This window comes from Streptomyces roseoverticillatus (genome assembly GCF_000719265.1).
Classification (GTDB): domain Bacteria; phylum Actinomycetota; class Actinomycetes; order Streptomycetales; family Streptomycetaceae; genus Streptomyces; species Streptomyces roseoverticillatus.
On sequence record NZ_JOFL01000012.1, the window covers coordinates 136,011 to 156,170 of the forward strand.

Consider the following 20,160-nt stretch of genomic DNA (forward strand, 5'->3'; position numbering starts at 1 on the left):
TCTTCTCCTTACACCGGTGATCTCCGTGTGATCCCCGTGCTTAGCAGCCCCCGCAGGCCGCGGGAAGGGCGATACCGAAGCGAAACCGGAACCGGCTGGAACGTATGGTGGCCCGCGGGGGAAACTCACGGTCTCCAACACAAACCCCGAAGGTGGGAAGCAGTAGTGCAGCGGCGGCGGTTCTTGGGTCTGACGGCGGCAGGTGCCGCCACGGCGGCGTTGGCGCCCGCACTGACGGCGTGCGGCAGCGACGGCGGTTCGGGCAGCAAGACGCTGCGCGTGGTCGCGGCCGACTACGGCGACAAGGCGGCGAACAGCTCCCAGAAGTACTGGGACGCCCTCGCCCGCGCCTTCGAGAAGGAGAACAAGGGCGTCAAGGTCGAGGCCACGGTCCTCAGCTGGACCGAGGTCGACAAGAAGGTCGCCGAGATGGTCGCGTCCGGCAAGGCCCCGGACATCGCGCAGATCGGCGCGTACGCCGACTTCGCCGCCTCCGGCAAGCTCTACAGCGCCGACCAGCTGCTGAAGATCCCCACCCAGGCCGACATCATCGCCTCGATCGCCCGCGCGGGCGAGGTGGCCCGCGTGCAGTACGGCCTGCCGTTCGTCTCCAGTACCCGCATGCTCTTCTACAACAAGTCCCTCTTCGCGAAGGCCGGCATAGTCAAGGCCCCCGAGAGCTGGGACGAGCTGCAGGCCGCGGCCAAGAAGCTCCAGACCGCGGGGGTCAAGATCCCGTACGGGCTGCCGCTCGGCCCCGAGGAGGCGCCCGCCGAGACCCTGCTGTGGATGCTCAGCGGCGGCAGCGGCTACACCGACCACGACGGCACGTACACGATCAACTCCGAGGACAACGTCGCGACCTTCACGTGGCTGCGCGACGAGCTCGTCGGCAAGGGCCTCGCCGGCTCCGGCGACCCCGCCCGCACCAACCGCCAGGAGATCTTCGACGCCTTCTGCAACGGCCAGGTCGGCATGCTCAACGGCCACCCGACGCTGATGAAGCAGGCCGAGGCCAAGGGCATCAAGTACGGGCTGGCCCCGCTGCCGGGCAAGTCCGGCAAGGCCAAGGCGACCATGGGCGTCGCCGACTGGATCATGGCGTTCAAGGCGGGCGGCCACCGCGAGGAGGTCGGCCTCTTCCTCGACTTCGTCTACAGCACCAAGAACGTCCTGGGCTTCACCGGCCAGTACGACCTGCTGCCGGTGACCAGCAGCGCCTCCGACAAGATGCGCGCCGACAGCGGCAAGGCACAGCTGAAGCCGTTCCTGGAGCAGCTGGACAACGCCGTCTTCTACCCCGTCGACAAGACCTCCTGGGCGAAGGTCAGCAAGACCCTCAAGGAGAAGATCGGCTCGGTGGTCACCAAGGGCGGTGACCCCGCGAGCGTCCTGGGCGAGATCCAGCGCGAGGCCGACGCCACGGAGCTGGCCGGCGCCGGAAAGTAGGCTGGGCGGCGTGAGCGACGAACAGCACGGCGGGCCCTCCGAAGGGGAGCACCCCGAGCAGGTCCTCCCGGAGGGAGCCCCCTCCGAGGGAGAAGCCTCCGAGGGGGCCGGCTCCGGGCAGGAGCTCTCCGGGCAGGAGCTCGCTGAGCAGGGTTCCTCCCAGCGGGAGCTCTCCGAGCTCGACCTCGCCGTGCTCGCCCTGGAACGCCGGGCCTTCTCCGGGCCCGGCGTCAAGGAGCGCGCCGTACGCGAGCGCCTCGGGATGACCCCGACCCGCTACTACCAGCTGCTCAACGCCCTTCTGGACGACCCGCGCGCCCTCGCCCACGACCCCGTCACCGTCAACCGGCTGCGACGCATCCGGGACGCCCGGCGCGAACGCCGCTAGCCGGCGGGTCCCGCCCAGTAGGGTCGGCCCCATGGGCAGCTACTCCCTCCCCGTCCCCTCCACCCCCGCCGGCTGCGACGGGCTCGCCGCCCTCCTCGCCGGCCCGCAACGCGCGGTCGTCGCGCTCGACTTCGACGGGACGCTCGCCGAGATCGTCCCCGACCCCGAGCAGGCCCGGGCGCACCCCGGCGCCGTGCCCGCGCTGGCCCGGCTCGCCCCGCGGCTCGGGTCCGTCGCCGTGATCACCGGCCGCCCGGCCGCCGTCGCCGTCCACCACGGCGGCTTCGCCGGGGTCGCCGGCCTGGAGCGGCTCGTGGTCCTCGGGCACTACGGCGCCGAGCGCTGGGACGCCGCGACCAACGCCGTGACCGCCGACGCCCCGCCCCCCGGCGTCGCGGCCGCCCGGACGGAGCTGCCGGGGATCCTGGCCGGCTCGGGCGCCGGCCGGGGCACCTGGATCGAGGACAAGGGCCGCGCCGTCGCCGTGCACACCCGGCGGGCCCCCCACCCGCAGGACGCGTTCGACGCCCTGCGCGAGCCGCTGAACACGCTCGCCGACCGGCACGGGCTGATCGTCGAGCCCGGCCGGCTGGTGCTGGAGTTGCGCCCGCCGGGCGTCGACAAGGGCGCCGCCCTCACCTCGTACGTGCGCGAGAGCGGCGCGCGCTCGGTCCTCTACGCGGGTGACGACCTCGGCGACCTCGCCGCCTTCGCCGCCGTGGAGAAACTGCGCTCCGAGGGGCTGCCGGGGCTGCTGGTGTGCAGCGGCAGCTCCGAGGTCGCCGAACTCGCCGGCCGCGCCGATGTCGTGGTCGACGGGCCGGGCGGCGTCGTGGACCTGCTGACCGCCCTCGCCGGCCGCCTCGGTGACGCCTGATCTTCCGGCCCCGCTCAGCCGTTGTCGTCCGGGTCGCCCGCCGTCTCGCCCTTCGCCCCCTTGTCCGTGACGCCGACGGCGTCCAGCGCCGTCGTCCAGTCGCGCGCGATGGCCCGCTGGGCCTTGACCAGGTCCGTCTTGCCGCTGCAGATGGCGTTCTTGAGCTTGGTCTCGACCGCGTCCTTGGGGTTGTTGGGTCCCTTGCCCTCTTGGTGGCCGGGCGAGGGCGGCTGCACCCACAGGTTGCGCGGGTCGTTGGGGTCGCCCCCGAGCTGCAGGCTGATCAGGTGGTCGTACTCGGCCTCGCGCAGCGACCCCTTGTAGCCGTACGAGGCGGCGTTGGCGGTCTTCTCGCGGCTGGTGATGTTCGTGGGCGGCCGGATGCCGGCGGTGTAGCCGCTGCGGCAGATCGTCGTCTTGAGCGTGGCCTGGGTGACCTTGGGGTTGGTCGCGCCCGGCGTGCACGCGGTGTCGGGCAGGGGCTCCTTGGCCGGGGTGAAGCGGTAGTGGCAGCTGCCGTCGGCGGACTGCTTCTGGACGGTGTAGGACGGCTGCGGGCCGGGGCCGGCAGGTATCGAACCGTCCGCGGGGACGGGGGAACCGGAGGGCGGCTTTCCGGACGGTGTGCCGGGCGGCGTACCGGATGGCGTGCCGGACGGGGCGCCTGCGGACGGGCCGCCCCCCGACGGTTCGGCGGACGCCTGCTTCTTGGCGTCGTCGCTCTTGGAGGAGCCCGAGGAGCAGCCGCCGACCGCGGCCACGACAGCGGCGCACGCCGCGGCAAGTACGGCCCAACGTGGGACATTTGACATGGATTCTGGCTACCCGGGCCCGGATGCGGGCAGCCAGGGGCGCTGAAGCGCCGGCCGCTCGGACCGCGGCCGGGGGCGCGCGGTCCGGGCTCCGGCGCGGGAACCGGGAGGCTAGAGCGCCCGCAGCTGGTCCGTGAACCACCGCGCCGGCGGCAGCGCCGTCGCCGCCGCGGCCAGCCGCTTCGTGCGCTCCGCCCGCTCCCCGGGGTCCATCAGCAGCGCCAGGTGCAGCGCGCGCGCCGTGGCCTCCACGTCGTACGGATTGACCAGGATCGCCTCGTCGCCCAACTCGGCCGCCGCGCCCGCCTCCCGCGACAGCACCAGCGCGCACCCGTGGTCGGAGACCACCGGCACCTCCTTGGCCACCAGGTTCATCCCGTCGCGGATGGGGTTCACCAGGGCCACGTCCGCGAGCCGGTACGCGGCCAGCGAGCGCGCGAAGTCGTCCTTGACGTGCAGGGCGACCGGCTCCCAGCCCTCCGTGCCGAACGCGGAGTTGATCTCGCGGGTGACCCGCTCCACCTCGGCGGTGTAGTCGCGGTAGACGGCGAGGTCCTGCCGCGACGGGTAGGCGAACGCGATGTGCACGACCCTGCCGCGCCACTGCGGGTGCTCCTCCAGCAGCCGCCGGTACGCGTGGAGCCCCCGCACGATGTTCTTCGACAGCTCCGTGCGGTCCACGCGCACGATCGTCCTGCGGTCCGGGCCGATCTGCGCCCTCAGCGCCGCCATGCGCTCCTCGACGTCCGCCCGGTGCGCCCGCTCGCGCAGGAAGTCGCCGTCGGCGCCGAGTCCGTGCACGCCCAGCCGCGTCGCCCGGCCCTCGAACCGCACCTCGGCCGCCCGCCCCTCGCCGTCGCGGACGACCTCCGCGCCCAGCACGTCCGCGCAGCACGCGGCGAAGGCCTCGGCCCAGCGCGGGGTCAGGAAGGCGGCCCGGTCACCGCCGAGCACGCCGCGCAGCAGTTGCCCGGACACGTCGTCCGGCAGCATCCGGAAGTAGTCCGGCGGGGCCCACGGGGTGTGCGAGAAGTGGCCGATGCGCAGGTCGGGGCGGCGAGCCCGGAGCAGGCCCGGCACGAGCGCCAGGTGGTAGTCCTGCACCAGCACCGCGGCGCCCTCCGCGGCCTCCTCGGCGACGGCCTCCGCGAAGGCCGCGTTGTACGCCTCGTAGGCGGCCCACTGCTCCCGGAACGCCTTGTCGAAGACGGGCTCCAGAGGCGTCTGGTAGAGCATGTGGTGCACGAACCACAGCACCGAATTGGCGATGCCGTTGTACGCGGCGGCGAACGTCCCAGGAGGGATGTCCAGCATCCGCACGCGGTGCCCGCCGGTGTCGACCGGGTCTAGTCTCCGGCCGGCCGCGCGGGCCGCCTCGCGGTCGCCCTCGCCGAGCGCCGCGCACACCCACACCGCTCCGGCCTCGCGTTCTATCGAGCTGAGCCCGGACACGAGCCCGCCGCCGCCCCGCCCGGCCACGAGGCTGCCGTCCGCGCCGCGCCGGTACGAGACCGGGCCGCGGTTGGACGCGACGACGATCGGTGCGGCGGCGGCGATCGATGCGGTGGGCACGTGCTCAGCGACCATGTGCCCAGCCTTGCCCCGGGGAGAACCGCTCAAACGTACGCTTACGCGGCGTGCCGCTTCGCGTACTCGGGTATTCCGGCCATCGGTGGCCGCTCCTCGGTGTCCACCGCGTACGTCCTCGGAACAAATCCTTCCGGGGCCCGCTCGAACTGCGTGATCGCAGGTCGCACCAGGTGCCCGCGGGCCAGCCGGAGCTGCGCGGTGCGGTAGATCGCGGCGGCCATCCGGCCGAGCGCCTGCCCGTCCTGGTGGCGGTGCTTGCGCACGCCCACGTCCACCTGGGCCAGCGCGTCCAGCCCCACCGTGTGCAGCGCGTCCACCAGAAGGCCCAGTTCCACGCCGTAGCCGACGGGGAACGGCAGCCGTTCGAGCAGGGACCGGCGGGCCGCGTACTCGCCGCCCAGCGGCTGCACGAAACCGGCCAGCTGCGGCCAGTGCAGGTTCAGCAGGGGGCGGGCCACGAGCTCGGTCACCCGGCCGCCCTGGCCGGCGGTCCCGGCGGAGCCGGGCACATCGAACTCCGGGCCCAGCGGCCGGTCGTACATCGCCTTGACGAACTGCACGCCCGGATCGGTCAGCAGCGGGCCCACGATCCCCGACACGAAGTCCGCCGAGAACTCGCGCAGGTCGGCGTCCACGAAGCAGACGACGTCGCCGGTCGTCGCCAGCAAGGAGCGCCACAGCACCTCGCCCTTGCCCGGCAGCGCGGGCAGGCCCGGCAGCACCTCGTCCCGGTGCACCACGCGCGCCCCGGCCGCTGCCGCGACCTCGGCCGTGCGGTCCGTGGAGCCCGAGTCGATCACCACCAGCTCGTCGACGAGCGGCACCGCGTCCGACATCAGCTCGCGGCGGATCACCTCCACGATGGCGCCGACCGTCGGCTCCTCGTTCAGCGCCGGCAGGACCACGCTCACCGTGGTGCCGGAGTCCCGTTTGGCGGCCAGAAGCACGTCGAGCGGACGATCAGCAGCGGACCAGGACCGCTCGGCCAGCCAGCGCTCCACCTCTTCCAGCACGTGTACGACTCCTCGTTGTGGTGCGTTGTGACGCATCTCGCGGTGCGGACGGCCCTCTCAACGAGCCGTCGCTTCCGTTACAGTCTTGAACAACGCGGACCGCCGTCCTATGTCGGGGTCGCGCGTGCCACAAACGCCTGGGCCCCGCCCAGCGCCATACCGCTCATCCAGAGGGGCAGAGGGACACGGCCCGTTGAAGCCCCGGCAACCCTCCAGCCGGTCTTACGTCGACGACACCGTTCGACGCGAGGCTCCCGGCGGGGAAGGTGCCAATTCCGTCTCGTGGCGACGTACGCCGCGAGGAAGATGAGGAGAAAGGGCCTCGCCTCCATGGCTGTGCAGTCTGTTGAACCCTCTACCACTTCTGTGGACCTCGGACCCGCCGTGGCACTCTCCTGCCGCGAGTGCGGAGAGCGCTTCGGCCTCGGTCCCATCTTCGCCTGCGCCCTGTGCTTCGGCCCCCTCGAAGTCGCCTACGATCTGCCCGCGGGCGGGCCCCGTCAAGCCGCTGACCTGCGGAAGCGGATCGAGGACGGCCCCGCGAACATCTGGCGCTACGCCCCCCTGCTGCCCGTCCCCGCCGACGTCGCGGACAAGCCGAACCTCAACCCCGGCCTCACCAAGCTCGTCAAGGCCGGCAACCTCGCCCGCGAACTGGGCGTGACCGGCGGCCTGTACGTCAAGGACGACTCCGGCAACCCGACGCACTCCTTCAAGGACCGGGTCGTCGCCATCGCCGTCGAGGCCGCCCGCGCCTTCGGGTTCACGACGCTGTCGTGCTCGTCCACGGGGAACCTGGCGGGCGCGGTCGGCGCCGCGGCCGCCCGCGCCGGATTCAAGTCGTGCGTCTTCATCCCGCACGACCTGGAGGCCGGGAAGGTCGTCATGGCCGCGGTGTACGGCGGCGACCTCGTGGGCATCGAAGGTACGTACGACGATGTCAACCGCTTCTGCAGCGAGCTCATCGGTGACCCGCTGGGGGAGGGCTGGGGCTTCGTCAACGTCAACCTCCGGCCGTACTACGGCGAGGGCTCGAAGACGCTCGCCTACGAGATCTGCGAGCAGCTGGGCTGGCGGCTGCCGGACCAGATCGTCGTGCCGATCGCCTCGGGCTCCCAGCTCACGAAGATCGACAAGGGGCTGAAGGAGCTCGTCGCGCTCGGGCTGGTCGAGGACCGTCCGTACAAGATCTTCGGTGCCCAGGCGGAAGGGTGCTCGCCGGTCTCGCGCGCCTTCAAGGACGGGCACGACGTCGTACGGCCCGTGAAGCCGGACACGATCGCGAAGTCGCTCGCCATCGGCAACCCGGCCGACGGGCCGTACGTGCTGGACATCGCGCGGCGCACGGGCGGGGCGGTGGAGGACGTCACCGACGAGCAGATCGTGGACGCGATCCGGCTGCTCGCGCGGACGGAGGGGATCTTCGCGGAGACGGCGGGCGGGGTGACGGTCGGCGTGACGCGGAAGCTGATCGAGAGCGGCCTGCTCGACCCCTCCCTCACGACGGTCGTGCTCAACACGGGGGACGGGCTCAAGACGCTCGACGCCGTTGCGGCGGGGCCGACGGCGACGATCCGGCCGTCGCTGGAGGCGTTCCGCGCCGCGGGGCTCGCTGCCGGCTGACGCCTGCGGGCCGTTGTGCCCACCCTCCCCCCCCCCGCTACCGCTGGGGGTGTCCCCGGCCCCCGGCCGCGTGGAACGCCTGCCCACAACTTGTTTCGAATCGTTTCGAGGGAGCTTCCCCATGAGCGTCACCGTCCGCATCCCCACCATCCTCCGTACCTACACCGGTGGGAAGGCCGAAGTCCCCGCCCAGGGGTCGACCCTGTCCGAGGTCATCGCCGACCTCGAGGCCAACCACACCGGCATCGCCGGCCGCGTGCTCGACGACAGCGGCAAGCTGCGCCGGTTCGTGAACGTGTACGTCAACGACGACGACGTCCGCTTCGAGCAGGGTCTTCAGACCCCCACCCCCGACGGCTCCGCCGTCTCCGTCATCCCTGCCGTCGCCGGCGGCTGATCAGGTCATCGGCGGCAGCCGCCCCGCGAGGTTCAGCCTGAGGACTCACTGCCGGGTCGATCAGGGTCGGTCCTCGGTGAGCCAAGGATGCCTTCCAACAGGTAGATGAGATCGGCGTTGAGAGACCGTCGTTCGCGTTGCGCGTGGGCGGCCCAGCGGGCGTGGAGGTCCGCGGGGAGCCGGACGGTGGTGCGCACTTCTTCGTTCATGCCCCCAGAGTAGGTTTTCGGCGTTACGGTGACACCATGGCGACATCACACGAGGGGGAAGGGGCCGGGTACGCCCGGCACACCTACCGGCTCCGTTTGTCGTCAGCCGCGCTACCGGTCCTGCTGTCCGAGTGGGACCGGTGCCGGTGGGTGTGGAACCAATGCGTTGCCCGGTCCAGGGCGACGCACAAAGCTGGAGAGAGTTGCGGGCCGGCCCTGCTCGACAGGAAGCTGACGGGTTGGCGCGCCGAACACGCGTGGCTGCGTGAAGGCAGCTCGGTGCCGCAGCAGCAGGTCATCCGTGACTTCGCCAGGTCTCGCGCCAAGGCGCTCAAGGACATCAAGGACCGGCTGCCGTTGCGGCGGCGGGCCGGGATGCCCGGGCTCAAGAAGAAGGGTGTTGCGGGCCCGAGCCTCAACTACACCCGGCGTGGCTTCCGGCTTAAGGATGGTCGGCTGCATCTGGCGGGTGGCATTGCCCTGACGGTGGTGTGGTCCCGTGACCTTCCCTCTGCCCCGACGTCAGTGCGCGTCTACCGCGACAGCCTTGGCCACTGGTACGCCTCCTTCGTGGTGAAGGCCCAGGTGCAGCCGCTGCCTCCCTGCGGCCAATCCATAGGCATCGACTGGGGCGTAAAAGAGACCGCGACCACCACCAGCGACGGTCACGACCTCCCGCACCCCGAACACGGGAAGAAGGCCGCTGACCGGCTTGCCCGGTATCAGCGGATGATGGCCCGCAGGAGGCCGAAGCGCGGTCAGGCCGCGTCGAGGGGTTACCGAGTTGCCCGCCAGCAGGCCGCGAAGGTGCACAAGAAGATCGCGCGGCAGCGGCAGGACACGGCCCGTAAGTGGGCCAAGCGCGTGACGGCTGACTTCGACCAGATCGCTGTGGAGGATTTCCGCCCGAGGTTCCTTGCCAGGTCAACCATGGCGAGGAAGGCAGCAGACGCGGCGATCTCGGCCACCAAGCACGAACTGATCAACATGGCGCGCAAGCATCAGCGCACCCTGCGCTTGGTGCACCCCGCGTACACCACCATGGACTGCGGACACTGCGGAGCGAGAACCAAGCACGCACTGCCGCTGTCGGAACGCATCTACACCTGCACCGCGTGCGGAGTCGTCTCCTCCAGGGACAAGAACTCCGCTCGAGTGATGCTGGCCCGGGCTGGTCTCAACCCGGCTGGCGCTGATCGCAGAAGACCTGACGGCTTGCCGGGCAGTCAGGCGGCGTGAGCCAGGAATCCCCGTCCCGGCAGGGAGGGGAGGATTTCAAAGGGTTCTTCCGTTATACCCGAACGAGCGTTCCGGGAGTCGCCTCGTCTGTAAGTGGAGGGGCAGGCTCCGGCTGTTGAGCGCGATACAGTTGGGGCGATCCCCGCCCGGCGTCAGTGCCGAACGCATATGAGAACCCGTCAAGTTGTGCGCGAAGTGTGTGCACGAAATGCCGGGTTGGTTGCGTTTTTCCCGGCCCGACTTGCCCTGAAATACCCGGAGTTCAGCCGTTTCTCTCGATCGGCCAGGCCCGGAATTCTCGTCCGAGTGACCTGTTGCAGACGGCATCCGTGCAGATACATTCAGCCGCGGTCGACGCGTTCCGGCGCACACCCACTGGGCTGCCAGGGGGTGAGGTCTGACCCGGGTCCGCGAAGTGCGGTCCTGCGCAAGGGCCAGTAATAGGGGAGTTAGGCATGGCTCAGGGCACCGTCAAGTGGTTCAACGCGGAGAAGGGCTACGGCTTCATCGCGGTCGACGGTGGTGCGGATGTATTCGTCCACTACAGCGCGATCCAGATGGACGGTTACCGCACCCTCGAGGAGGGTCAGCGGGTCGAGTTCGAGATCTCGCAGGGCCAGAAGGGGCCGCAGGCGGACATGGTGAAGCTGCAGCAGGTCTGACGCGGCGCATCGACCACCGGCTCGCTCGGTTTGCGGAGGGGTCCGCACCTCTACTCGAGGTGCGGACCCCTCGCGCGTGTGCGGGTGCCTCTGTATGGGTACGGCTCCCCGTTGTCCTCGTCGCCGTCCTCCCCCGCCCCCCCCGTGTCCCCTCCGGGTGTACCGAGGGCCGACCGCTTGCGCACCCGGCTGCCGCTGGGAGGTCCCCCCTGCCACTTGCGGAGGGTGTAGAGACCGAACCGCTTGCACTCGGGGTGGTCGAGTGCTAATCATTGGGCTTAGCACTCTCCGAGTGAGAGTGACAGATTTGGACCGTCGGTGAGGTCCGTGGGCCAGGCGGGGCAAGGAACCGCAGGGTACGCAGGCCGTCCGTCGCGGGCGCCGGTGCGGTCCGGAGCAGTCTCCACCCCGTCCTGGGAGGACCACTTCACATGGCCAAGATCATCGCGTTCGACGAGGAGGCACGGCGCGGTCTCGAGCGCGGGATGAACCAGCTCGCCGACGCCGTCAAGGTCACCCTCGGCCCCAAGGGCCGCAACGTCGTCCTCGAGAAGAAGTGGGGCGCCCCCACGATCACCAACGATGGTGTGTCCATCGCCAAGGAGATCGAGCTCGAGGACCCGTACGAGAAGATCGGCGCCGAGCTGGTCAAGGAGGTCGCGAAGAAGACGGACGACGTCGCCGGTGACGGCACGACGACCGCGACCGTCCTCGCCCAGGCGCTGGTCCGCGAGGGTCTGCGCAACGTCGCCGCGGGTGCCAACCCGATGGCGCTGAAGCGCGGCATCGAGAAGGCCGTCGAGGCCGTCTCCGGTGCGCTGCTCGAGCAGGCCAAGGACGTGGAGACTAAGGAGCAGATCGCCTCCACCGCCTCCATCTCCGCCGCCGACACCCAGATCGGCGAGCTGATCGCCGAGGCCATGGACAAGGTCGGCAAGGAAGGCGTCATCACCGTCGAGGAGTCCCAGACCTTCGGTCTGGAGCTGGAGCTCACCGAGGGTATGCGCTTCGACAAGGGCTACATCTCGGCGTACTTCGCCACCGACATGGAGCGTATGGAGGCGTCCCTCGACGACCCGTACATCCTGATCGTCAACTCGAAGATCTCCTCGGTCAAGGACCTGCTCCCGCTGCTGGAGAAGGTCATGCAGTCGGGCAAGCCGCTGCTGATCATCGCCGAGGACGTCGAGGGCGAGGCCCTGTCGACCCTGGTCGTCAACAAGATCCGCGGCACCTTCAAGTCCGTCGCCGTCAAGGCCCCGGGCTTCGGCGACCGCCGCAAGGCCATGCTGGGCGACATCGCCATCCTCACCGGCGGCACGGTCATCTCCGAGGAGGTCGGCCTCAAGCTGGAGAGCGCCGGTCTCGACCTGCTCGGCCGCGCCCGCAAGGTCGTCATCACCAAGGACGAGACGACCATCGTCGACGGTGCCGGTGACAGCGACCAGGTCCAGGGCCGCGTCAACCAGATCCGCGCCGAGATCGAGAACAGCGACTCCGACTACGACCGCGAGAAGCTGCAGGAGCGCCTGGCGAAGCTGGCCGGCGGCGTGGCCGTCATCAAGGCCGGTGCCGCGACCGAGGTCGAGCTCAAGGAGCGCAAGCACCGCATCGAGGACGCCGTTCGCAACGCGAAGGCGGCCGTCGAGGAGGGCATCGTCGCCGGTGGTGGCGTGGCCCTGCTGCAGGCCTCCCAGGTGTTCGAGAAGCTGGAGCTCGAGGGCGACGAGGCCACCGGTGCCGCCGCCGTCAAGCTGGCCCTGGAGGCCCCGCTCAAGCAGATCGCGGTCAACGCCGGTCTCGAGGGTGGCGTCGTCGTGGAGAAGGTGCGCAACCTGACCCCGGGCCACGGCCTCAACGCCGCCACGGGCGAGTACGTCGACCTGGTCGCCGAGGGCATCATCGACCCGGCCAAGGTCACCCGCTCCGCCCTGCAGAACGCCGCGTCCATCGCCGCGCTCTTCCTCACCACCGAGGCCGTCATCGCCGACAAGCCGGAGAAGGCCTCCGCGGCCGCTCCGGGCGGCATGCCGGGCGGTGACATGGACTTCTGATCCGCTCCGGATCACTTGTCCTGACGCTGTACGCACCCGAGGGCGGTGCCCCCAGATCCTGGGGGTGCCGCCCTCGGGCGTTACCCCGTTGTCCTCAATCGCCGGACGGGCCCGAAAGCTCTCGGGCCCGTCCGGCGATCGAGGACCGGTCTTCCGCGTTCAGCTCCGCCAGAGAGCGTCGGCTCAGGCCGAACGCGTACGTCACCACGAAGCCCGCCGCGTAGCCGACCAGCAGCCCCGCCCCGTAGACCGCCGCCGTCGTGCCCAGGCCGCGGCTGCCTTTCAGCAAGGGGAACAGGGCCCAGCCCGACGGGCCGATGGCGGTCGAGCCGACCTTGTCGCCCAGCTGGGCGAGCAGTCCTACGAAGCCCCCGCCGAACGCCCCTCCCACGCATGCCGTGACGAACGGGCGGCCCAGAGGGAGCGAGACGCCGTAGATCAGGGGCTCGCCGATGCCCAGGAGGCCGGCCGGCAGGGCGGAGCGGATCGTCCTGCGCACCGAGCCGTTGCGCGGCAGCCGCGCGTAGACCGCGAGGGCCGCGCCCACCTGGCCCGCGCCCGCCATCGCGAGGATCGGCAGGAGGACCGTGTAGCCCTGCTCCTGGATGAGCGTCGCGTGGATGGGGATGAGGGCCTGGTGCAGGCCCAGCATCACCAGGGGCAGGAACAGCCCGCCCAGGACGAAGCCCGCCGCCGCGCCGCCGTTCGCGAGCAGCCGGTCGGCGAAGCGGCCGATGGCGGTGGCGACCACGCCCGCCGCGTACATCAGCCCGTACAGCGTGACCAGGCCCGCCACCAGGACCGTCACCGCCGGGGTGACCAGGACGTCGAGGGCCTCCGGCACCCGGCGCCGGCACCAGCGCTCGACGTGCGTGGCGAGCAGGGCCGCGGCCAGCGCGCCGAGGACCCCGCCCTGGCCGGGGGCGAGCCGCTCGCCGAACGCGGTCACCCGCTCCACGCCCGGGAAGACGGTGACCGCCGCGGCGGCGCCGCCCAGGACGGGGGTGCCGCCGAACTCCTTGGCCGTGTTGTAGCCGACGAAGACGGCGATCAGGGACATGAAGCCCGACGCGCACGCGGTCAGGGCCGGGACGAGCGCGGGCAGCCGGTGGAGGTTGGCGAGCAGCCCGGCCAGGCCCGCCACGATGCCGCAGCCGATCAGGGCGGGGATCAGCGGGACGAAGATCTGCGCGATCCGGCGCAGGAGCTCTTTGACCGGGGTGGCGTTGCGGGCCCTGCGTTCGGCCCGGAGCGACGCACCGCGGTCGGCGAGGGCCGAGGCGGTGACGGGCTCCACGGACTCCACCCGTTCTACGCGCTCCACGCGTTCTACGGGCTCCACGGGCTCCACGGTCGCCACGTGCCGCGCGAGCTCTACGTGCCGCGCGAGCTCCGGCGCGACCTTGGCCACTACGCCCGGACCGAGCACGACCTGCAGGGCCGTGCCGTCCTCGACGACGCCCAGGACCCCCGGCAGGGCCCGCAGTTCGTCGCGCCGGACGGCCGGCGGGTCCAGGACGGTCACGCGCAGGCGGGTCATGCAGTTCGTGACGGACGTGAGGTTGCCGGCGCCGCCGAGGAGGGGGAGGAGGAGCCCGGCCATCCCCGGCGGGCCGTCGTCCGGTGCGCACGATGCGTCCGGTGCGTCCAGTGCCATGGCGCGGTTACCCCTGTGCCGTTCGGAGCGCGGTGCGCAGATGGCCTCCGGATTCATCCAGGAGGCGGGCGGCCGTGGGCCCGTCGACGCCGCCCAGGACGACGAGGATCGCGTTCTTCACCTCGCCGCCGGTCTCCGTCAGGGCGGCCTCCGTCTCCCGCTCGCCGGCGCCCGTGGCCAGGGCGACGATGTGCCGGGAGCGGGCGCGCAGCTTCTCGTTGGAGGCACGCACGTCGACCATCAGGTTCCCGTACGTCTTGCCGAGCCGGATCATGGTGATCGTCGAGAGCATGTTGAGGACGAGCTTCTGGGCGGTGCCGGCCTTCAGCCGGGTGGAGCCCGTGAGGAGTTCGGGCCCGACGACGACCTCGATGGGGTGCTCGGCGGCCCGGCCGAGCGCCGAACCGGCGTTGCAGGCCACCCCGATCGTCAGCGCCCCGGCCGCGCGGGCGTGCTCGACGGCCCCGATCGCGTACGGGGTGCGGCCGGAGGCGGAGATGCCGACGACCGTGTCGGCCGGGCCGACGCCGAGCGCGGTCAGATCACCGGCGGCCAGCTCCTTGCTGTCCTCGGCCCCCTCGACGGCCGTGACGAGCGCCGCGGCGCCGCCCGCGATCACGCCCATGACCTGCGAGGGGTCGGTGTTGAAGGTCGGCGGGCACTCGCTCGCGTCGAGCACTCCGAGGCGGCCGGCGGTGCCCGCGCCCGCGTAGACGAGCCGCCCGCCGCGGGCCATCCGGGCGGCGGTCGCGTCGACGGCGGCGGCGATCTCGGACAGCTGTGCGGCGACGGCGGCGGCGACGCCGGCGTCCTCGCCGTTCATGATCCGCGCGATGTCGAGGGTGGGCAGCCGGTCGATGTCCGCGAGGTCGGGGCGGAACGCCTCGGTGGTGAGCGCGGCGAGCTCGGCGCGGAGCGCGCCGTGCGCCGGCGGTGCGCCGGATGGTGCGGAAGCGCGCGGCGGGGTGGGGCCGCCGGATGCCGGGGGCGGGTCGGACGGCGCGGAAGGGGCTGCCTGCGCGGAAGCGGAGGAGGCTGCCTGTGCGAGTGGGCCGGCCGTGACGGAACGGGCGCCGGACGGTGCGGACGCGCCCGGGGAGGCGGGCGTGCCGGACGGTGCGGGCGGCTCGGAGGGCGCGGCTGCGGCTGCGGCGGATGACGACGAAGCAGAAGAGGCCATGGGCGGACGGCTCTTTCCTTGCGGGCCGGGCGGGCCGGCTCCGGTCAGCGCGGGGAGCGGGGGGCGTGCCGGTGGGCGAGTGCTTCGTACGAGGCGGACAGGGCCGGTGCCGCGGTCTCGTACGTCCGCTGGGCGACGCCGATGAACAGGCAGTCCACCACGAGGAGCTGGCTGGTGCGGCTCGACATGGCGGCGGGCCGCAGCTCGCTCTCCCGAGCGGAGGAGGTGGTGAGCACGTGGTCCGCGTACTGGGCGATCTCGCCGTCCGGGCGGCCGGTGATCGCGAGCGTCGTCGCGCCGTGCTCGAAGGCGACCCGCAGCGGCTCGATGACGTCGGTGGTCCGGCCCGAATGGGTGATGGCGACCGCCACGTCGCCCGCGCGCAGTTGTACGGCGTTGGTGACGGCGAGGTGGGGGTCGGCGGGCGCGTGGGCGATCAGGCCGATGCGGAGCAGCTTCTGGACGAGGTCCTGGCCGACCAGGTGGGAGGCGCCGATGCCGTAGACGTCGATGCGCCGGGCGCCGGCGAGCGCGGCGACGGCGGACTCCAGCTGGGCGGTGTCGAGGGCGGCGGCCGTGTCCGCCAGGCACTGGGCCTCTTCCTGGGCGAGCTTGGCGACGACGGCGGGCAGCGGGTCGTCGACCGCGATGTCGGCGGTGACGGCGGGGGCGCGGCCGGCCGCCTGTTCGGCGGCGAGGGCGGCGAGGGCGAGCCGCAGGTCGCGGTAGCCGGGGTAGCCGAGGAGGCGGGCGGTGCGCACGACGGTGGCCTCGCTGGTGCCGGTGAGCTCCGCGAGGCCGGTGACGGTGAGTGCGGCGGAGCCCGCGGGGTCCCTGGCGACGGCCTCGGCGACGCGCTGCATCGAGCGGGTCATGGAGGGCGCGAGGGTGCGGACCTTGGCCGCGAGGGCGCCGGGGGCGGGCACGGTGTGACCGGTAGCGGCGGGACCGGTGTGACCGGTGTGGGCGTACGTGGCGGCGGGGGCCTCGGCCGGTGCGGGGACCGGTCGCTCGCCCCCGGAAGCTCCGCCGGCTCCGGCAGATCCGCCGGCTCCGGAAGCCCCGGTAGTTTCTTTCAATTTGCTGCTCACCTTTTGAAAGGTATTTTCAGGGTGGTGAACCGTCAACCGCCCCGGTCCGGGACAATGGACCGTATGGAGCTCGAACAAGCGCTGCACACGGCGCGTGCCCTGATCCTCGCCGACCTCGTCGCGGGTGACGTGGCGGAGGCCGACGTCGTCTCGCTCGTCGAGGACGCGGTGGCGCAGCGCCGGTGGTGGGTCGAGCAGTGGCCCGAGGGTGCCGGGTTCGTGGTCGGGCTCATAGCCCAGGACGTCCAGGACGCCCTGCTGGAGCGGCACGGCCGCTGGCCGCTGTGCCCGGTCTGCAGCCAGGACGGTGACCTGCACGCCCTGGAGGTCGAGCCGGAGCTGGGCCCCGACCCGCACTGGGCGTGCACCAAGCAGACGGTCCTGGTCGCCCCGGTCGGTTCGCTCTCCGACGCGCTGCGGTGAGGCGCCGCCGATGACGCTCTACATCGACCCGCCCGTCTGGCCCGGGCACGGCCGCATGTGGTCCCACCTGATCAGCGATGTGTCGTTCGACGAGCTGCACGCCTTCGCGGCGCGGCTCGGCGCTCCCGCGCGCGCGTTCGACCGCGATCACTACGACGTGCCGTCGACGTCCTACGGGGATGCCGTGCGGCTCGGCGCGGTGGAGGCGAGCAGCAAGGAGCTGGTGCGGATGCTGGTGGTCGCGGGGCTGCGGCGGCCGAAGCACGAGCGGCCGTAAGGGGTCTGCTCGCGGGGGCGGCCGGTCAGCCGGTCAGCAGGCCGAGCTCGGTGGTGACGTTGCGGCGCGCGACCGCTTCCCAGCGGTCGTAGCCCAGCGGCGTGCGGAAGAGGCGCGGCAGCTCCAGGAGCTGTCGCAGCACCGCCGAGCGCCCCTCGCGGAAGGCCTCGTCCGGCACGAAGCCGTACTCCTCGCGGACGGCGGCGGCGTAGGCGGCGTACTCCTCGGGGGTGCCCGCCAGCACGGCCAGATCCGCGTCGGACAGCACCTCGCCGTCGCGGTCGCCGGCCCGCGGGTTGTGGCCGACGGTGAGCCGCACCAGCCGGGCGACCTCGGCCGTGCGGGCGGCGCCGATGCCCAGCTCGGGCAGGGCGCGCTCGGCGAGGTGCGCGCTGCGCTCCTCGTTCTCGGAGCGGTCGGGGCGGTAGACGGCGTCGTGGAACCAGGCGGCGAGGCGGACCGCTTCGATGTCGCCGGCGTGCGCGGCGAGCTCGTCGACCCGGTCCAGGACCGCCGCGAGGTGGTCGATCGTGTGGTAGCGGCGCTGCGGCTCCGCCCAGCGGCGCAGCAGGTCGTCGGCGTACGGGCCCGGGTCCGGGGCGTCCTCGGGGGCGGCGGCGCGGGCGCGCTCGACGGTCTCCTGCCAGCGGGCGCGCAGGGCGGGGCCGGACGGGTGCTCGCTCGGGAGTGTCATAGGCCAATTGTGGAACACCGCTTTTGGCGCGGGCCGCGCGTATGGCAGGCTGTGCAATATGTCTAGACCAATTCTTGAAGTGATCGCGCTCGACCCGCGGGACGCGAGGGCGGCGCAGGACGGCGGAGCGGACCGCCTCGAACTGGTCACCGACATGGCCGCGGACGGCCTCACTCCGCCGCTGGAGACCTTCACCGCCGTACGGGATGCCGTCGACATCCCCGTACGGGTCATGCTGCGCGCCGCCGACGGCTTCTCCGCGGGTGATGCGGCCGCCCTGGCCGCCCTGTGCGACACCGCCCGGGCGCTCGCCGCGGAAGGCGCCTCCGAGTTCGTCCTCGGCTTCCTCACGGACGACGGCCGGGCCGACCTCACGGCCGTCTCCGCCCTCGCCGACGCGATCGGCCCGCGGGCGCGCTGGACCTTCCACCGCGCCATCGACCGGGCGGCGGACCGGGACGCGCTGCGCAAGCAGCTCGCGGACCTGCCCGGCCTGGACACCTACCTGACGGCGGGCTCCGCGTCCGGCGTCGACGACGGCCTGCCGACCCTCGTCGCGGAGGCGGGCCGCTCGGACGAGCCCGGCTACGAACCGCGGATCATGGTCGGCGGCGGCCTCCAGCTCAAGCACCTCCCGGTCCTGCGGGGCGCCGGGATCTCCGCCTTCCACATCGGCGGCGCGGCCCGCCCGGACGGCTGGACCGGCCCGGTGGACGCGGGCGCGGTGCGGACGTGGCGGTCGGCGCTGGACGCGTAGCGGGGCGTCCTGGCGGCGGGGCGCCGAGCGGAGCGTCCGGCGCGGCTCGCGCCTTGCGCCGAGGCGGACCGGTTCTAGCTCTTCAGCGCGGCTTCCGGTGCCGGAGTTGACGCCACGTCATTAGCCCGGTCGTGGACCTTGCCCGCCGCCGCGGGCCGCGTCGTCCTCGCCGCCAGCGCCATCGCCCCCACTCCCAGCACTGACGCCGCCAGCGGGAACCGGCGCTCACCCAGGAGGGCGATCGCCAGGCTGCCCGCGGTGCCGCCCGCGGCCATGCCCAGGTAGAGGGCGCTGCTGTTCAGGGAGAGCAGCAAGGGGGCGTTGCCGGGGCTCAGGGAGGCGAGGCGGTGGGGCTGGGCGACCGAGATGGACCAGCCGGCGAGCGGGACCAGCAGGGCGTAGAAGAGCGCGCCCGGCATAGTCCGGCCCAGCCACGGCAGGGCCGCGAAGCACACCACCGAGAGCACGCTGCCGGTCAGCAGGACCTTCCGCACGCCCCAGCGGTCCACGGCGCGGCCGCCCAGCCAGCTGCCCGCGACCGACGCGACGCCGGTCGCCAGCAGGACGGCGCTGAGCCGGTCCGCGTCCCCGCCCGTGGCCGGGCGGACGGCCGTCCCCAGGTAGATGTAGACGGACTGGAAGGCCAGGAAGAACGTGAAGGTCGTCGCGACGGCTCCCAGCACCCGTCCGTCGCGCAGCGGCGTCAGCCGTTGCCGCAGGCTCACCGACCCGGCGGGCGCGGGCAGTTCGCGGAGGAAGGCGGCCAGGCCCAGCAGGGCCACCGCGCCGAGGGCGGTGACGAGCCACATCGTCAGCCGCCAGTCCGCCCGGCCCACGTAGGTGCCGAGCGGCACGCCCAGGGCCGTGGCCACGGTCATGCCGCCGAGGACGGTCGCGATGGCCCGGCCGCGCCGCTCCGGCGGGACGAGGGCGGTGGCCGCGGCGCTGGCGGTCGGGGTGTAGAGCGCCGCGCCGGCGGCGGCGAGGACGCGGGTGGCGAGCAGGGTGGGGTAGTCGGGGGCGAGGGCGCTCAGGGCGTTCGCGGCCGTGAACACGGTGAGCGCGATGAGCAGCAGGCGGCGGCGCGGCCAGCGCGCGGTCACGGCGGCCAGGACGGGCGCGAGCAGCGCGTACGAGAGCGCGAAGACCGTCACGAGCTGCCCGGCCGCCGGTACGGAGACGCCGAGGTCGCCGGAGATCCGGCCCAGGATGCCGGCCATGACCATGGTGTCGGTGCCCACGGCGAAAGTGCCGAGGGCGAGCAGGAGGAGTCGTAGGCGCACGGGGGCCTTCCCATCGGACCGGTGAGACGAGTGATTGATCGCTTCAATCGTTGGATACTCGTCAAACAATTGATGATGGGTGGATGATTGTCAAACAGTCATCGGGGGGTTGATGGAGAGGAAGAAGCCATGCCGGACGAGTGGCTCCCGCAGCCCGCGACCGAAGACATCCAGCTCGTGAAGGTGCTGCACGCGCTCGGCGACCCGGTGCGCCTGCAGCTCCTGTCGATCTACCTGGAGGGCCGGGAGGTCAGCTGCGCCATGGACGGGCTCGGCCTCGACCACCTGCACAAGTCCACGGTGTCGCACCACATGAAGGTCCTGCGCGAGGCGGGCGTGACGGCGACGCGCGTCGCCGGCCGCAACCGGTTCGTACGGCTGCGGCGGGACGATCTCGACCGGCGCTTCCCGGGGCTGCTGGACGCCCTGCTCAAGGGGTTGGAGGGGTAGTCCCCCTTCGACTCGAATTCGAGCCGAATTCGAGT

21 protein-coding genes and 1 riboswitch are annotated in these 20,160 nt (G+C 72.2%); of the genes, 12 read left to right on the forward strand and 9 right to left on the reverse strand.

Going from position 1 to position 20,160, the window contains the following annotated elements; genetic code table 11:
* Positions 1-165 precede the first annotated feature (165 nt).
* The 3 genes from IF61_RS0116835 to otsB are packed head-to-tail and all read left to right on the forward strand — an operon-like array spanning position 166 to position 2,714.
* On the forward strand, positions 166-1,449 hold the full coding sequence (locus IF61_RS0116835) for an ABC transporter substrate-binding protein (protein ID WP_030367218.1): 1,284 nt from the start codon (positions 166-168) through the stop codon (positions 1,447-1,449).
* Positions 1,450-1,459: 10 nt separating this feature from the next.
* Positions 1,460-1,837, forward strand: coding sequence for a DUF3263 domain-containing protein (locus IF61_RS34225; RefSeq protein ID WP_030367219.1), 378 nt, complete (start codon positions 1,460-1,462; stop codon positions 1,835-1,837).
* Positions 1,838-1,868: 31 nt separating this feature from the next.
* On the forward strand, positions 1,869-2,714 hold the full coding sequence (gene otsB / locus IF61_RS0116845; RefSeq protein ID WP_030367220.1) for a trehalose-phosphatase: 846 nt from the start codon (positions 1,869-1,871) through the stop codon (positions 2,712-2,714).
* 14 nt (positions 2,715-2,728) lie between these two features.
* On the opposite strand, the gene IF61_RS0116850 is transcribed toward otsB, so the two are convergent.
* The 3 genes from IF61_RS0116850 to IF61_RS0116860 form a co-directional block, all read right to left on the reverse strand.
* Positions 2,729-3,526, reverse strand: a complete 798-nt coding sequence (locus IF61_RS0116850; RefSeq protein WP_030367221.1) for an RAD23 family protein — start codon at positions 3,524-3,526, stop codon at positions 2,729-2,731.
* Positions 3,527-3,637: 111 nt separating this feature from the next.
* Positions 3,638-5,113 carry an alpha,alpha-trehalose-phosphate synthase (UDP-forming) gene (locus IF61_RS0116855; protein ID WP_030367222.1) on the reverse strand — a complete coding sequence of 492 codons (1,476 nt, stop codon included), beginning with the start codon at positions 5,111-5,113 and terminating at the stop codon, positions 3,638-3,640.
* Between the two features lie 41 nt (positions 5,114-5,154).
* Positions 5,155-6,129: a glucosyl-3-phosphoglycerate synthase gene (locus tag IF61_RS0116860; RefSeq protein ID WP_030367223.1), complete on the reverse strand. Its 975-nt coding sequence runs from the start codon at positions 6,127-6,129 to the stop codon at positions 5,155-5,157.
* 160 nt (positions 6,130-6,289) lie between these two features.
* Positions 6,290-6,442: riboswitch (SAM riboswitch) on the forward strand.
* Here IF61_RS0116860 and thrC point away from each other — a divergent pair.
* Positions 6,436-7,752 carry a threonine synthase gene (thrC, locus tag IF61_RS0116865; protein ID WP_078660268.1) on the forward strand — a complete coding sequence of 439 codons (1,317 nt, stop codon included), beginning with the start codon at positions 6,436-6,438 and terminating at the stop codon, positions 7,750-7,752. Its footprint overlaps the riboswitch before it by 7 nt.
* A 121-nt stretch (positions 7,753-7,873) precedes the next feature.
* Positions 7,874-8,149: a MoaD/ThiS family protein gene (locus tag IF61_RS0116870; RefSeq protein WP_030367225.1), complete on the forward strand. Its 276-nt coding sequence runs from the start codon at positions 7,874-7,876 to the stop codon at positions 8,147-8,149.
* A gap of 32 nt (positions 8,150-8,181) precedes the next feature.
* Here IF61_RS0116870 and IF61_RS35280 read toward each other — a convergent pair whose 3' ends face one another.
* Positions 8,182-8,358, reverse strand: a complete 177-nt coding sequence (locus tag IF61_RS35280) for an antitoxin (RefSeq protein ID WP_107043050.1) — start codon at positions 8,356-8,358, stop codon at positions 8,182-8,184.
* A 36-nt stretch (positions 8,359-8,394) separates the two neighbouring features.
* On the opposite strand from IF61_RS35280, the gene IF61_RS0116875 reads away from it, so the two are divergent.
* The 3 genes from IF61_RS0116875 to groL all read left to right on the forward strand — a co-directional run bounded on the left by IF61_RS0116875 (position 8,395) and on the right by groL (position 12,313).
* Positions 8,395-9,597: an RNA-guided endonuclease InsQ/TnpB family protein gene (locus IF61_RS0116875; protein WP_030367226.1), complete on the forward strand. Its 1,203-nt coding sequence runs from the start codon at positions 8,395-8,397 to the stop codon at positions 9,595-9,597.
* A 455-nt stretch (positions 9,598-10,052) separates the two neighbouring features.
* Positions 10,053-10,259, forward strand: a complete 207-nt coding sequence (locus tag IF61_RS0116880) for a cold-shock protein (RefSeq protein ID WP_030367227.1) — start codon at positions 10,053-10,055, stop codon at positions 10,257-10,259.
* 431 nt (positions 10,260-10,690) lie between these two features.
* Positions 10,691-12,313 carry a chaperonin GroEL gene (gene groL, locus IF61_RS0116885; protein WP_030367228.1) on the forward strand — a complete coding sequence of 541 codons (1,623 nt, stop codon included), beginning with the start codon at positions 10,691-10,693 and terminating at the stop codon, positions 12,311-12,313.
* Between the two features lie 94 nt (positions 12,314-12,407).
* Here the strand turns inward: groL and IF61_RS0116890 are convergent, their stop codons facing one another.
* From IF61_RS0116890 to IF61_RS0116900, 3 genes are read right to left on the reverse strand one after another with little or no spacing between them, the layout of a single operon-like run.
* Positions 12,408-13,970: a PTS transporter subunit EIIC gene (locus IF61_RS0116890; RefSeq protein WP_397945876.1), complete on the reverse strand. Its 1,563-nt coding sequence runs from the start codon at positions 13,968-13,970 to the stop codon at positions 12,408-12,410.
* Between the two features lie 7 nt (positions 13,971-13,977).
* Entirely contained in the window at positions 13,978-15,150 is a 1,173-nt protein-coding gene (murQ, locus tag IF61_RS0116895) for an N-acetylmuramic acid 6-phosphate etherase (protein WP_078660269.1), read from the reverse strand.
* 44 nt (positions 15,151-15,194) lie between these two features.
* The gene (locus tag IF61_RS0116900; protein WP_043189454.1) at positions 15,195-16,076 is read right to left on the reverse strand and encodes a MurR/RpiR family transcriptional regulator; all 882 of its coding nucleotides are present in this window, start codon (positions 16,074-16,076) and stop codon (positions 15,195-15,197) included.
* A gap of 219 nt (positions 16,077-16,295) precedes the next feature.
* On the opposite strand from IF61_RS0116900, the gene IF61_RS0116905 reads away from it, so the two are divergent.
* Positions 16,296-16,664, forward strand: a complete 369-nt coding sequence (locus IF61_RS0116905) for a hypothetical protein (protein WP_030367232.1) — start codon at positions 16,296-16,298, stop codon at positions 16,662-16,664.
* A gap of 10 nt (positions 16,665-16,674) precedes the next feature.
* Positions 16,675-16,941, forward strand: coding sequence for a DUF4031 domain-containing protein (locus tag IF61_RS0116910; protein WP_030367233.1), 267 nt, complete (start codon positions 16,675-16,677; stop codon positions 16,939-16,941).
* 25 nt (positions 16,942-16,966) lie between these two features.
* Here IF61_RS0116910 and IF61_RS0116915 read toward each other — a convergent pair whose 3' ends face one another.
* On the reverse strand, positions 16,967-17,635 hold the full coding sequence (locus IF61_RS0116915; protein WP_030367234.1) for an HD domain-containing protein: 669 nt from the start codon (positions 17,633-17,635) through the stop codon (positions 16,967-16,969).
* 58 nt (positions 17,636-17,693) lie between these two features.
* Between IF61_RS0116915 and IF61_RS0116920 the strand changes: the two genes are divergently transcribed.
* Positions 17,694-18,392: a copper homeostasis protein CutC gene (locus tag IF61_RS0116920; RefSeq protein WP_030367235.1), complete on the forward strand. Its 699-nt coding sequence runs from the start codon at positions 17,694-17,696 to the stop codon at positions 18,390-18,392.
* A 74-nt stretch (positions 18,393-18,466) separates the two neighbouring features.
* Here IF61_RS0116920 and IF61_RS0116925 read toward each other — a convergent pair whose 3' ends face one another.
* Complete coding sequence (locus IF61_RS0116925; RefSeq protein WP_107043051.1) at positions 18,467-19,675, reverse strand: MFS transporter; 1,209 nt, start codon at positions 19,673-19,675, stop codon at positions 18,467-18,469.
* A gap of 129 nt (positions 19,676-19,804) precedes the next feature.
* On the opposite strand from IF61_RS0116925, the gene IF61_RS0116930 reads away from it, so the two are divergent.
* Complete coding sequence (locus tag IF61_RS0116930) at positions 19,805-20,125, forward strand: ArsR/SmtB family transcription factor (protein ID WP_030367237.1); 321 nt, start codon at positions 19,805-19,807, stop codon at positions 20,123-20,125.
* Positions 20,126-20,160: the final 35 nt, after the last annotated feature.